This window comes from Aggregatimonas sangjinii (assembly GCF_005943945.1).
Taxonomy (GTDB): Bacteria; Bacteroidota; Bacteroidia; order Flavobacteriales; family Flavobacteriaceae; genus Pelagihabitans; species Pelagihabitans sangjinii.
Window position 1 is genome coordinate 1679503 of record NZ_CP040710.1, and the last position, 13742, is coordinate 1693244.

A 13742-nucleotide genomic window follows, 5' to 3' on the forward strand; every position below is an offset into this window, starting at 1 on the left:
GAGGTACGAGGTATAAAATTAAAGTTAGCGCTATGCAAGATTTGAAATTAAGAACCAAGAGGTTTACGATCGATTGTTGGCACCTTTGCACCAAAATTCCTAAATCTAGAGAATTGGATGCTTGGGTACGACAGCTTATTAAATGTTCTAGCTCCGTCGGCGTTAATTATAGGGCATCCCAAAGAGCTAAATCTACGGCGGATTTCATCAACAAACTCAAAATTGTTGAAGAAGAGGCAGACGAGTCCGTTTATTGGTTGTAATTATTTATAGAAGTTTTAGATTCGAATCATGAGGAAATAAAGCGTCTTAAGAAAGAAGGTCAAGAGTTGTTGGCAATAACTGTTGCATCAATCAAAACGGCTAGAAAGAATCAGAAAAAGTGATTTGTATGCCAATGAATCAATTAGAATTTTGTACCTCGTACTTCTAACTTCGTACCTTAATATATGTTAGCAAAAAGAATAATTCCCTGTTTGGATATCAAAGATGGCAGGACGGTAAAAGGAATCAACTTTGTAGATTTGCGTGACGCCGGTGATCCAGTCGAGCTCGCTGAAATTTATAGCAAGGAGGGCGCCGATGAATTGGTTTTCCTGGATATTTCGGCCACCGAGCAAAAGCGCAAGACATTGTCCGAGTTGGTGTACCACGTGGCCGAGAAGGTGAATATCCCGTTCACTGTTGGTGGCGGTATATCCTCAGTGGAAGATGTCGACATCCTTTTGCAAAATGGGGCGGATAAGGTTTCGATAAACTCATCCGCCGTAAAAAATCCGCAACTGATAAATGATTTGGCCGCTAAATTCGGTTCGCAATGTATCGTCGTCGCCATCGACGCGAAGCAGATAAATGGGAAATGGACAGTACACTTGGTAGGGGGTAAGGTACCCACTGAGTTGGACTTGTTCGATTGGGCAAAAGAAGTGGAAAAGCGGGGTGCAGGAGAAATTTTATTTACCTCTATGGACCACGATGGCACCAAAGATGGCTTTGCCAATGAGGCACTGGCCAGACTTTCCACAGAGCTGAACATTCCTATTATCGCTTCTGGAGGAGCGGGTACGGTTCAACATTTTACCGATACCTTTATCGATGGAAAAGCAGATGCCGCCCTAGCAGCGAGTGTGTTTCATTTTAAGGAAATAGCGATTGGCGATTTAAAACAGGAACTCCGTGATAATGGTATTCCGGTTCGAATATAAAAATGGTCTGATAAATTGATACGAGCAACCCAAGCGGATAGAAAATTAGTGGTGAACATCTTGGTAGAAGCCTTTGAGCCTTTGGATGACAATAATTCCATTAATTTTGTGGTGAAACAAGATGATAAACGTACCCAAAGAATGCAGGTATTAATGGGATATTTATTCGATACCGCTATGCGAACGGGCGAAGTATTTTTATCCGACAACCGTGCCAGTTGCCTTTTGATTACCTACGCACATAAAGATAAATTTAGCATAGCCAAGCTGTGGTCGACCCTGCAATTGGCATTTCGATGTATTGGAATAGAGCGAGTCGGGAAGGTCTTGAAACGTCAAAAAATCATACAGCGAAATTATCCGGAAGGAAAGTATATACGACCAATGATTTTTGCGGTTAAAAATGAATTTAAGGGAACAGTGACGGCTGCAAAGTTGATTATGCAGGTGTTTAACGATTTCAAGAAGAATGAGTTGCCTATTATTGTGGATACCGCTTCCGAAGAACATGTGAGGCTCTATCAAAAATTTGGATTGAAAGTATTTAAAAAAGAAGAGGGTTTGGGCTTCCCGATTTACCTCTTGCGAATGAATCGGGTAATGTCTCCTTTAGCAACTGTAGAGAACGTGTGAGAGGACAAAAGCGACTCTGATGCGACGAAAAAAGACGAATTGGAAAATGATGAAAATAGACTTCAGTAAAAATGCAGACGGACTAGTGCCCGCTATAATTCAGGATGCCGCAACCAAGAATGTATTGATGCTCGGCTACATGAACCAGGCTGCGCTCGAAAAAACCCAAGAAACCGAAAAGGTTACTTTTTTCAGCCGTTCGAAACAGCGATTATGGACGAAAGGGGAAGAGAGCGGCAATTTCTTACACCTTGTCGATATGAAGAACGATTGTGATAACGATACCTTATTGATTTCCGTAAAACCTTTAGGCCCTACTTGTCATACAGGCAGCGATACCTGTTGGGATGCCGAAAACACCTCTACTTTCGGTTTTTTGTCACAGTTGGAAAATATCATTGAGCAAAGACGTACTTCTGCCGATGGAAAGAGCTCCTATGTCGCATCGCTATTCGAAAAGGGAATCAATAAGATTGCCCAAAAAGTCGGTGAGGAGGCGATAGAAACGGTCATAGAAGCGAAAGACGATAATGATGAACTCTTTTTATACGAGAGTGCCGATTTATTGTTTCATTACTTGATTTTGCTTCAGGCCAAAGGCTTTACGTTGATCGATATCGAGGCCGAATTATTAAAAAGACATAAGTAGCCTTACCAGGTAAAACCACAAAAATTTTTTGTTCATAACACTGACTTTAAGACCATTATTCTCTATTTTAGATTGGGTAATTAAAATTGAAAAAGCGAAAGGATAAGGTATCGAGGAAATGAATGCGAAGAAGAACATTTACGTGCTATATGCCAGTTTGGACAAGAGCTTGGCACATGACCTCCTACGTCGTTTACAGCTTTGGGAAAAGGAATTTAACGTATCCATTTGGCACGATAGCCCGATTTTTCCCGGTCAACAATGGAAACCGCAAAATCTGTCCAGATTAAATGAAGCCGATATCTTTCTTTTTTTATTGAGCAATGGGTTCATGTATTCCGAATTCATTCAGCAGGATGAATTTAAAATGATCATCGACAAATACAAAGAAGGCAAAGCTATTGTGGTACCGATAGTACTTGAAAACTGCCCCTGGGATGTTGATTTCAATTCCGATGACTATGACTTTAGCTTCAAGGAGTTGCCGGTGCTTCCGGAAGATGGAAAACCGATAAATAAATGGGATTCGAGTGAGAAGGCGCTAGCACAAGTGACCGACCATGTTAAGCGTATGATAGCACCGGCTACCGAAGATGGGGATGCCGAACTATCCCAGGAGAACATTGCAGATGAGAAAACGGACGAAATCCCTAAAGAACAAATAACGCTCAATTTCGGAGAAAGGCCCGATGTGGATAATGCCCCCAAACCGGAGGACAGCCTTTTAAAAGAGGCCGAGGAGCGTAGGGTGAAGGAAGAGCAAAAGCTAAGGGAGAAGGCCGAAATCGAAAAAAGAGCAGCGGAGGAACTTAGACTACGCGAAGCGGCGGCCGCCGAGGCGAAGAAAGTCGCCGAAGAGGCTGAATCGAATAGAATAGCCCTTGAAGAACAACGAATTATTGAGGAAGCGGAAGCCAAAAAAATGGCCGAAGAAGCCGAAAGACTAAAAGAAGAGGCTAAGGCCGAGCAGAAAGCCGAAGCTGCAAGAAAAGCGCTCGAAGAACAAGAACGTAAGAAAAAAGAGGAAGCCAAGAGAATGGCCGTGGAGGAAACGCGAAGACAGCAGGAAGCGGCTGCTGCTAAAAGAAGGGCAGAGGAGGAGAAAAGAATCGCTCAGGAAGCGAAAGACCGTCGGGAAGCGGAGGAACAAAGGGAAGCAGCGTTAGCCCAAGAACGGAAAGAGGAAATATCCGGATCTGAAACCAGCGACTGGACGGATAGGGAAGATGTGGAGCAGAGTGAAAGGGGTACCACAAAGAAAAGAATTGGTATTGGCTTGGGAATAGCAGCACTGATCGCTTTAGGCATCGTGGCCTTTTCTTTGTTCAATTCCAGTCCCGAAAAACCGACGCCTACCTTACCGAGAACGAACAACGCTACGGTAGCGGATTCTGTTCAGACGACCGAATCCGATACCGAGGTCGTTTCCGAAAACGAATCTATTTCGCAGCTAGGGATTGGCGATACGTACTCCGGGGGATTAATTTTTGTATTAGACCCGGCTGGTAATACAGGTAAAATCGCTTATCCCGAAGACCGTGGACCCATGCCATGGGAAAGCGGGAACAAGATTCATGAGCAGTTAGGCGAAGGCTGGCGATTGCCGACCCTGGACGAATTACGATTGATGTACCGTACAATCGGGCAGGGCGCGGACAATAGCGGGGAATTTGCCGATGAATTGTATTGGAGCGCCACTCCTTTCGATACTTATCAAGCTCGACTCTTACGGTTTAGCGATGGGAATGCCTCCTACCACTACAATAAGGGTCTGGCAACCAGAAAATTTCTTGTACGGGCCGTTCGGGATTTTAGCAGATAAGGAGAAATGGAAAATCTCGATGATCGAGTAAAATCCCACTATTAATCTGGAGCCGATGCAGGTGGATGCGCTCGCTACCGGGGCGTTCTCAGTATAGGGTTTGTGTTAGTTCTTATGAGTTGCGATTTTGCCAGTGGTTGGAGTAAGACAAGGGTCATACAGCCTTAGTGCTTTGCTGGCCAGACAGTCTTGAATATTACGCACACGATAAGCATTTCTTCGTTCGGTTCCCCTCCGCTTTCTTTTAAGAAATTTTCAAAAAAGTCCCAATGTGCTTTTTTCCATTTTTCCAGGGGCTCCACATCCGTTCCCATGTCCAATCCCGCATAATCTTCGGAAATCTGATTAAATGGGATGGTATCCACTCGTTTATTTTCGATGATCGCTACTGCTTTACCATCGAAGTCGGTAACGATTTGCTTTGTACCAACTTTTGGTAGCGCAACCTGATAGTATTTATATAAACTGTACAATCCCGAAGATGCTTTCTTTTTTCCGTTTAGGGTCAATTCGGCCAGTCGATTGGCATCGGCCCTGTTGTTGTGAAAAAAATCGGATTCCGGAATCTCTTGGCCTTCGAATTTGGGATTTGATGCGATGTAGTCCTGCCACATGCCGGCCACGGATGGATCAATTGCGTTTTCGGATTCCGTTTCCGCCACCGTTTGGGTTTTCACCGAAGTTTCCGTAGTGGCGTTCGATTCGTTTTTGCAGCCGTTTAATATCATTATGAAAATGCATGCTAAATAGTGCATTCCGCATAGTTTAAACGCGCTCCATTTCATATCCATAGTAAATTTTTTATTAGGTGATGCCACAATTTGTTGGGTGAAGTTATGTAAAAGCACCGTCATTACCAGATAACTGGACGTCGCGTAACGATTACATCGAAAAATTAAGGATTTTCAATAAAAGTTCATCAAAGTGGGAAACTGGCTTGAAGCATTTTATCAAACATCTTTTTCCAAGATTCTTTCTAAGATATTTAGAGTAATAGCATAGATAGGTCGATAACAGCTCATTCTTACAACTTATTTTCGGGTAGCGCATCAAATTCCTTTCGCTTGTTCTCGAACCATTTTTGCATTTCGTTGGGGGATTGCATCAGTTCTTGCATAGCTCCCATCGCTTTTAGATGTGCCTCGTCCTTTTTTTGGAACATTTCCATTCCGTGATTTTTGCTCATTTCGGCAATTTCCTCAAAGGAGTTGGCATGAAATTCTTGGTCGCAGGCTCCGCCTAATTGTTTACATGTCATTGTTTTCATTGTATTGCTATGTATTGGTTATTTATTTTTTAGAAGTGCGTCAAGTCTTTCGAAAACGGAACCCCAACCGTTCATAATTCCCATTTTCTCCTGCTGTATCTTGTATTCCTCCGTCGGATGGACCACATGAAACGTAAAAACCGTTTTGTCGCCATTGGGTCGAAACAGAGAGTGTATTTCAACTCCTTCTGTCATCGGTTTAAAGTTCGCCGTCGATACGATTTTTTCGAATTCGATTATTTCGGTGTATTCACCTTCGGCTATAAATTCCTGTCCATTGGGCATGGGCATGATATATTTCCATTTACCCCCAACCTTGAAATCGTGCGTTACTACTATTGTTTTGATTCCCTTGGGGCTCCACCATTTCGCAATATGTTCCGATTGTGTCCACGCCTCCCAAACCAAACTAATCGGGGCGTTAAAGGTTCGCTTAATCGTTATCGTTCTATTATTCATTTCGTTGGATGTATTCATTTTCCGTCGGATTTAGCTTGTAATTTGGTTAGGTAGCTATCAAAAGAGTCCAATTTGTCTTCCCATAATTCGCGGTATTGCTCAATCCACATAAATGCAGGAATGAGGTTTTTCGGTTTAATAAAGCAAAAACGTTCCCTTCCCTCTTTTACATAATCGATTATCTCGCACTCCTTTAAAATTTTCAGATGTTTGGAAATGGCAGGTCGGCTGATTTCGAACTTTTCGGCAATCGCGTTTATCGAAAGTCTTTCTTCGGCCAACAGTTCAATGATGTCCCGTCTTACCGGGTCGGCAATTGCCTGAAAAACATCCCTTCTCATATAATTGAGTAACTAATCGGTTACGAATATATATGTAATCATTCGGTTACACAAATAATTTTTGCTTAAAACTATAGTAATACACAATTGATGTAGTAGGGGAAGGGTTTTGGCAGAAGTCTTGTTGACCGTTGAATGGACATACAGGTATGTCTTTAAACGTGATGATATCCAAACCTCGGAAAAATCAATGCGCACGAGTAATGTACATCGGAAAGCATAATAGCACCTGCTGCGTTTGCCTTACCACAGAATACTATCTAAAGTAGCGGTTATAACCATTCGTTCTATGCTAGAATCTCATAGTCAATATCAAGTTTTCGCAAAGCCCTTAAAGCAGAACCGGTATTCTTATCCGCTACTTCAATGGTTACCGCTTCCCCTTCCAACAACAAGGCCGCCAATTCCTGCAACACTGATGCATCCCCATCTGCGGAAATCGCTGTCATACAGTCCGCTATAGCTCTACTATCTGGCCGCTGGGCGTCACAGGACAACAAATTCACTTTCATATTTCTGGTATATAAAGGCAATATACTACAGTTGTAATGAGATGATGCATCATATTCTTTATCTTTCTATTTTTCATGACCTTGCCGTTCGAAGTGCAATTAGTATGATTTAGAGGTAGAACTCCATTGAACGGAAACATTTACAACAGCGGGGGAAATCTTTTTTGGCTTGGACCTTAATGAAATAATAGTTCACTTTAAAATTGTAAATTCCCGTTTCAAAATCCATCCTATGAAATTCCAATATGCAACGCTCTGGAGTTTGGTGTTCCTTATTCTATTAACCACCTCTTGTACTACCGAAAAAAAGGAATCCGCCACCTTATTGATTTATGGCGGACCCATCTACACCGTTGATTCCACTCAAGCTACGGTCGAGGCAGTTGCGACGAAGGACAGCGTCATTCAATTTGCCGGTAGTCTGGCCGAGGCGGAGCGATTTTTGGGCGAAGATACCCAACGTATTGATTTGAAGGGTAAAACCATGACGCCGGGCCTGATCGAAGGCCACGGACATTTTATGGGCTTGGGCTACAACGAATTGAACCTTGATTTGATGCACACGACCAGTTATCAGGAAATCGTTGATGCGGTAGCCGAAAAAGTGAAAACCACCGCACCTGGGGAATGGATTACCGGTCGCGGATGGCATCAAAGTAAATGGACGGAGATGCCCGAAAAAATGGTCAACGGCTTTCAGACCCATGAGTTGTTGAGTGCCGTGTCGCCCGATAATCCGGTATACTTGCGGCATGCTAGCGGACATGCCGGTTTTGCGAATAGCAAGGCGATGGAAATAGCGGGACTCAAAGCAGTATCGAACGAGGGGATTGACCTGTTCGAGATTGAAGGCGGCGAAGTCATGCGTGATGAATTTGGTGGCCCGACCGGAATATTTAACGAGCGTGCCATGACCTTGATCACCAAACATATTCCGGAAAGTACGCCCGAACAAGACGCCAAGGCCTTTGAAATGGCCGTTGCCGCTTGTCATAGAAATGGTATCACCGGTTTTCACGATGCCGGAATCGGTAAAGAGACCATTGCTCTTTATGATAGTATGAAAGATAAGGATAAAATGAAGGTGCGTATGTATGCCATGCTCACAGGGTGGGACAAGGAACTTCTTGCCGAATGGTATCAAAAAGGCCCGATGATCGATGCGGATCATTTGGTGACCATACGTTCCGTCAAATTGAATTGCGATGGAGCCTTAGGTTCTCGGGGCGCATGGCTTTTAGAGGCATATACCGATCGCCCGGGACATTTTGGACATGAAACCCTGCCTATGGATTTTGTAAAGGAGACCGCGCTTAACGGACTCAATTCAGGTTTTCAAGTGTGTGCCCATGCTATTGGCGATCGTGCCAATAGGGAAATATTGGATAGATACGAAGCTGCTCTGGATGAGGTATCCGATGGCACGCAAGACCATCGGTTTCGAATCGAGCATGCACAACATTTGCATCCCGATGATATTCCGCGTTTTGCCGAGCTTGGGGTTATCCCCGCCATGCAAGCGGTGCACCTGTCATCGGACAGACCTTGGGCAATCGACCGTTTGGGGGAGAAGCGTATCACAGAAGGGGCGTATATGTGGCAAGACCTGCTAAAGAGCGGTATCCCTATCGTGAACGGTACCGATGTACCCGTAGAACCGTTAAACCCGATTGCGAGTCTGTACGCGAGTGTCAGCCGTAAAACATTGAAGGGCACACCCGAAGATGGTTATGAGCCAGCGCAGAAAATGACTAGGGAACAAGCCTTACGTTCCTATACCTTGGATGCGGCCTACGGTGCTTTCGAGGAGAATATTAAGGGCTCGATTACCCCTGGCAAACTCGCCGATTTCACTGTTTATGATCAAGATTTGATGACCGTTCCGGAGGACGAGTTTCTAAAAACCGAGGTGGTAATGACCATATTCGACGGTGAAATAGTGTACGCCAAGGAAGAATAATTTAGATGCGGTATCCGTTATGTTCTATACACGATTCGTCAAGTCGGCCTGCCCAGGTGTGCGAAGGAATCCGAAAATATGAAGTTCATCCTGATTCTATATTTCCAATAGCGTTGCTATTTCTCGCTGCTTTCCTCAATCACAACTAATAACACTCTCTTCATTGCTTGAAATCGCGTTGGCCTGCGTCACGGAGTCGTTGAACAATACGAATTTATCGATACCATGGCCGGACGATCTGGCCGAAATTTCCATTAGGTATGTCCCAGCAGAATCGAATTGGACAAAAATGTTATGGGGATTATTATCAAAGGTAGAGGCCTGCCATTTAAAATCGAGGTTGTTGCCACTTCTGTAAATCTTAAACCAGCCATCGGCCGAAGCACCCTCCGGATTGGGGGTTTTGTCAATTCCCTTGGGATAGACGGTACTCGTTCCGTCCGTATTTTGGGCATAAAAATCCTGAGCATCGTTAAAACGCAACCAGGTATCATTATGATCTGTGCCGTTATCACCGGTTTTTACGGCCGAATTCCATAAGAATTGATAGGTGCCGGGGTTCGTGATGTTTATTTTAAATGTAGCAGTGCCATTACCAGGGATACTAAGATGCTGTTGGCCTTCCCATACCATATATCCGGCTCCGGAATGGCCATCGCCGTCGCTTTTCAATGCCCAATCTGCGGAGAATTCCGCATTTTCAAATTCCACAAGCACTAGACCGTCCTTTTCCGAAAAGATATAATTGCTGGGGTCAGAACATGTAGTGTCTTCGGTGCCGGTTTCTTCGTCCGTGGAGGCATCATCCTCGGTTTCACTTTCTTCTTCCATTACCTCCTCTTCGGCATCCGTTGGCATATAGGCATCTTCGCTACAGGAGTATGTCGAAATGACTACTAGAAAAATGATAAGAATATGGCTTAAAATAAGTCTTTTCATGGTATGAGGGGTTCATTCATAGAGTGTATTATAACTAAAAAATGGCGATAATATTGAAGAAAAGAATACTATTTCGACATACAACCATGTCATATGCGACCAAATTTACTTATGAATACTAAAAAAGCACGAAGTATACAGTCCACTTTGTCAGCGTCAAGCCACCTGCCGGCAGCGTGATTAGTACCCTACATACTTAATTTCAATTTTATTTCTTCATCGGGAATACCTTAAAGAAGGTTAGACTTCGCCAAAACCATTCCAGCGGTCCATAGTTGAAATGCTTCAACCAGATTTTACTGACCCACATCTGCATTCCAATTAAAGCAAAGGCAATCACAAATGTATGGATGTTTTGAAGCTCCCCCAGGTATCCCAATCCCCAACCATAAAGCAAGGCAGTTCCGATAATACTTTGAAGCACATAGTTGGTCAGGGCCATACGGCCATAAGGCGCGAACTTGACCAACCATTTTTCCGGTTTTGTTTTGCGATAGAGCATAACGAAGAGGACTATATACATTAGGGTCATCGTCAAATTGGCCATATCGATGCCCGAAATGCCGATCATGGCGGCCCAATTATAGAATGACGGTTCAGGGCCGAGACTTATAAAGGCAACAGCCGTAATCCCTAAGGATACTACGAACAAAATCAGCGCTCCTATGAGCACTTTTTTAGTGAATTTACGGTTATCCCGAAAGTGTCTTAAAAGCCCCAGCCTCCCTACATACAAACCGATCAGAAAGAAAGCGAAAGTAAAATAACCCCGCCCAAAAATACCGTATTGAAAATTCAGTTTATCCATATGCCCAACCCACCTATTGGTGGCAAAAACGTCCCAAAGGCTTCCGTTCTTAAGCGTATTATAGTATTCGAGTAGATTGGGATCCTCCATGTTCATGGGATCAACATCAAGGAAAAGATGCTGTCCTTGGGTAAAGAAGAAAACGAGATAACGACCGAGTCCTAGAAATAATAACCCTGCGAAAGCAAGTACCCATCTGTTCCGTAGGTAAAAAAATGGTATGAGAAATATTCCGAGCAAAGCATATACCGTTAAAATATCGCCCCGATAAAAGAGGCTATGCACGTAGCCTATTCCCAAGAGTAGTAATAGGCGCCATAGGAACCTTCTTTCATAGGCCATACCCCTTTGGGCACTATTATCCATTTGGATGAAAAAGCTGAGTCCGAATAAAAAAGAAAAAAGGGCTATGAATTTACCTCTAAGGAAAATTCCGATAAAACCATCTATCAGCTGATTGGCAAGCCCTGCGCCGACCGCTTTGGAATGCTGCATCGGGGCCCCTGCGCCGATGTATTGTTCGACCATATGGCAAATCAAAATTCCGGCAAGTGCGAAACCACGCAGGGCATCGATAACTTCAATACGGGATGAAGTTTTGATGGTCATAGGATTGATTCATAGTTGACAGACCGAATTAAACCTGAAATGTTACTATAAAAAGATACGAAAAACTAGATGCAAAATTAGAGCCGGGAAATTATTCTCAATTAACCCAAGACTAGTTCATTAAATTAGAGATAAAAGTATATATTTTAAAACGCATACTTCCAACTGAGTTTTTACGTCGTTGGTCCTGGTTCATCCGCCTTTCAATCTTGGCACTACTTTTTACTTCCCGCTTCGTGCATCGAACATCAAGCCTCTTTTCACTTCCACCAAACCACGAAAAACTTCTCAAAAACGGAATCCGATTTCCGCATCCATACCATCGGTGCATTTTTCTTTAGAATGCGCAGGTTGATGTCCATAAGCGTTTCAAAATGGGGAGTCCAATGCACCTTATCATGTGGTGCAACCACCCATTCCGATTTATAGGGTATATAAAATCGATAGTCTTTAAAGGCTTCTGAATTAAAGTCATCGAAACGCAACCAATAGCCAACGATACAGTCCGTATTCAAAGGTCGGATATGGCTCGCATCGCTTTTAAAGGGTTTAAAGAGTTGTGCTTTGTAACAGGTTCGATGTAGCACCTCGGCAGGGTTTACACCTTTTTCCGATAAAGCTGAAATGCCTTCGGGGGCGTGCAGGAGTCGAAATTGCTCCTTTTTTATTTTTTCCATTTTAGTAAAGAACATATCCCGCTTGTTGGGCCCCATGAGCTGATGGATCGGCTCCGAAATTTCTGGATTGATGATGTAAAACTTATAGGTAAGTTCTACATGAACAAGTTGTTCGGTACTCAAGCTTTTTAGAATAAAATCGATTTCACCAATGGTTTGTTTGCCGCGATGTACGGGAAGGTTGTGGAGCAGTATCTCGTAATTGCCGTGGTATTCGACGAGCTGTTTAAAAACATACTCCATCTGATGTCCCAATCGTATTTTAGAGGGAATGGCTTTTGGTTCAAATTCCGTCAAATCGATTTCAGGAAGCTCGAACTGCTGTATGTTAAACTGCTCGTTGATCCACAAGGGCGGGGTATTTAAAAACCCGATACACTGCTTTTTGCGAAACGCTAAATCCATATTGAAAACGAATTTAAGGGAATCATGTTTGAATTCGGAATAACCGTTAACATTTCCTAAAAAATCAAAATCCTATACCTAGAATGTAGTATTTTTATAGGATGGCTATGAATATGAGAAATGGATTTCGATTTACCCCTTACGAGGCACCCGAACTTTCCCCTTTTGACAAACTTTTTGAGATTTTTCAGGAATTGATTACCCACACTTCAGGGGACTTTGATGAGGCTATCGATTGGCTCCGGGAGTTGGACAAGGAGTATGAGTTGACAGACGAAGACTATACTATAGATGACTTTATTGAAGAGTTAAAGGCCAAAGGTTACATACGGGAGGAGTTCGAGGATGGCGGCGGCCAAATGGGTGAAGAAGGAGAGGACGGAGAGGATGGTAACGGTAACGGCACCATTTCGATTACCGCCAAAATGGAACGTATTATACGGCAGAAAGCCTTGGACCAGATTTTCGGGAAACTAAAGCGCAGCGGGGCGGGCAATCATAAAACGGGCAAGTCGGGTCAAGGAGATGAACATACCGGCGATATGCGCGAATACCGCTATGGCGATGGTCTGGAGCACATATCGATGACGGAGAGTTTGAAAAACGCCCAAATAAACCACGGTATCGGCAACTTTTCACTGAGTGAGGAAGACTTGGTCGTTGAGGATACACAGTACAAGGCACAGATGAGTACGGTACTGATGATCGACATCAGCCACAGTATGATCCTTTACGGTGAAGATCGCATAACACCGGCCAAAAAGGTGGCTATGGCCTTGGCGGAACTTATTACCACACGATACCCCAAGGACACACTTGATATTTTAGTGTTCGGAAACGATGCCTGGCCTATATCGATCAAAGAACTTCCCTATCTGAAAGTTGGTCCCTACCACACCAATACGGTTGCGGGATTGCAGCTGGCGATGGATATGTTGCGTCGAAAACGAAATACCAACAAGCAGATATTTATGATTACGGACGGGAAGCCAAGTTGCCTGAGGCTGCCCGACGGCAATTACTATAAAAACAGCGTGGGTTTAGACGATTATATCGTTGAAAAGTGTTACAATATGGCACGTCAGGCCAGAAAGCTACACATACCCATCACTACCTTTATGATTGCGCAAGACCCCTATTTAATGCAATTTATCAGACACTTTACCGAAGCGAACAAAGGCAAGGCGTTTTTTACGGGCTTAAAGGGATTGGGAGAGATGATATTCGAGGATTACGAGAACAATCGGAGGAAAAGATTGAAGTAGGGTTGCTGCGCGGGCCGGGAAATTCACAATTGATTGACGATCATATACGAAAATGTCATGCTGAGCTTGTCGAAGCACCATATCATTAGGGTAATATAGAGAAATTAAAAAAAAATTGAAAATTAGCCAAAGCATTGATGGTGGAAAAGTAGATTGAGATGTACTAGCAGTAACTATGCCGCTTACCGCCG

The 13742-nt window shown here is 43.6% G+C and carries 15 protein-coding genes; 7 read left to right on the forward strand and 8 right to left on the reverse strand.

The window, feature by feature from the left end:
• Positions 1–32 precede the first annotated feature (32 nt).
• From FGM00_RS06810 to FGM00_RS06830, 5 genes are all read left to right on the forward strand, one after another.
• Positions 33–263, forward strand: coding sequence for a four helix bundle protein (locus FGM00_RS06810; RefSeq protein WP_236262957.1), 231 nt, complete (start codon positions 33–35; stop codon positions 261–263).
• Between the two features lie 186 nt (positions 264–449).
• Positions 450–1205 carry an imidazole glycerol phosphate synthase subunit HisF gene (gene hisF / locus FGM00_RS06815; RefSeq protein ID WP_138852173.1) on the forward strand — a complete coding sequence of 252 codons (756 nt, stop codon included), beginning with the start codon at positions 450–452 and terminating at the stop codon, positions 1203–1205.
• 15 nt (positions 1206–1220) lie between these two features.
• Positions 1221–1838: a GNAT family N-acetyltransferase gene (locus FGM00_RS06820; protein ID WP_138852174.1), complete on the forward strand. Its 618-nt coding sequence runs from the start codon at positions 1221–1223 to the stop codon at positions 1836–1838.
• Positions 1839–1857: 19 nt separating this feature from the next.
• A complete protein-coding gene (gene hisIE / locus FGM00_RS06825) occupies positions 1858–2487 on the forward strand; it encodes a bifunctional phosphoribosyl-AMP cyclohydrolase/phosphoribosyl-ATP diphosphatase HisIE (RefSeq protein WP_262711083.1) in 630 nt (209 codons plus the stop codon).
• 118 nt (positions 2488–2605) lie between these two features.
• Positions 2606–4309 carry a TIR domain-containing protein gene (locus FGM00_RS06830; RefSeq protein WP_138852175.1) on the forward strand — a complete coding sequence of 568 codons (1704 nt, stop codon included), beginning with the start codon at positions 2606–2608 and terminating at the stop codon, positions 4307–4309.
• Between the two features lie 164 nt (positions 4310–4473).
• On the opposite strand, the gene FGM00_RS06835 is transcribed toward FGM00_RS06830, so the two are convergent.
• From FGM00_RS06835 to FGM00_RS06855, 5 genes are all read right to left on the reverse strand, one after another.
• The gene (locus tag FGM00_RS06835) at positions 4474–5064 is read right to left on the reverse strand and encodes an ASCH domain-containing protein (protein WP_138852176.1); all 591 of its coding nucleotides are present in this window, start codon (positions 5062–5064) and stop codon (positions 4474–4476) included.
• 269 nt (positions 5065–5333) lie between these two features.
• Positions 5334–5576 (reverse strand): DUF1059 domain-containing protein, encoded by a 243-nt coding sequence (locus tag FGM00_RS06840; protein WP_138852177.1) that lies wholly within the window; start codon positions 5574–5576, stop codon positions 5334–5336.
• 18 nt (positions 5577–5594) lie between these two features.
• Entirely contained in the window at positions 5595–6053 is a 459-nt protein-coding gene (locus FGM00_RS06845; RefSeq protein ID WP_138852178.1) for an SRPBCC family protein, read from the reverse strand.
• The gene (locus tag FGM00_RS06850) at positions 6050–6376 is read right to left on the reverse strand and encodes an ArsR/SmtB family transcription factor (RefSeq protein WP_138852179.1); all 327 of its coding nucleotides are present in this window, start codon (positions 6374–6376) and stop codon (positions 6050–6052) included. Before FGM00_RS06850 ends, FGM00_RS06845 begins: the two co-directional genes overlap by 4 nt.
• A 287-nt stretch (positions 6377–6663) precedes the next feature.
• A complete protein-coding gene (locus tag FGM00_RS06855) occupies positions 6664–6888 on the reverse strand; it encodes a hypothetical protein (RefSeq protein ID WP_138852180.1) in 225 nt (74 codons plus the stop codon).
• 232 nt (positions 6889–7120) lie between these two features.
• Between FGM00_RS06855 and FGM00_RS06860 the strand changes: the two genes are divergently transcribed.
• On the forward strand, positions 7121–8848 hold the full coding sequence (locus tag FGM00_RS06860; RefSeq protein ID WP_138852181.1) for an amidohydrolase: 1728 nt from the start codon (positions 7121–7123) through the stop codon (positions 8846–8848).
• 135 nt (positions 8849–8983) lie between these two features.
• Here FGM00_RS06860 and FGM00_RS06865 read toward each other — a convergent pair whose 3' ends face one another.
• The 3 genes from FGM00_RS06865 to FGM00_RS06875 form a co-directional block, all read right to left on the reverse strand.
• Complete coding sequence (locus tag FGM00_RS06865) at positions 8984–9787, reverse strand: hypothetical protein (protein ID WP_138852182.1); 804 nt, start codon at positions 9785–9787, stop codon at positions 8984–8986.
• A 208-nt stretch (positions 9788–9995) separates the two neighbouring features.
• Positions 9996–11204, reverse strand: a complete 1209-nt coding sequence (locus tag FGM00_RS06870) for a DUF418 domain-containing protein (protein WP_138852183.1) — start codon at positions 11202–11204, stop codon at positions 9996–9998.
• A 260-nt stretch (positions 11205–11464) separates the two neighbouring features.
• Positions 11465–12286 carry a DUF1853 family protein gene (locus FGM00_RS06875; RefSeq protein ID WP_138852184.1) on the reverse strand — a complete coding sequence of 274 codons (822 nt, stop codon included), beginning with the start codon at positions 12284–12286 and terminating at the stop codon, positions 11465–11467.
• Positions 12287–12387: 101 nt separating this feature from the next.
• On the opposite strand from FGM00_RS06875, the gene FGM00_RS06880 reads away from it, so the two are divergent.
• On the forward strand, positions 12388–13551 hold the full coding sequence (locus tag FGM00_RS06880; RefSeq protein WP_138852185.1) for a vWA domain-containing protein: 1164 nt from the start codon (positions 12388–12390) through the stop codon (positions 13549–13551).
• The last annotated feature ends 191 nt before the right edge of the window (positions 13552–13742 follow it).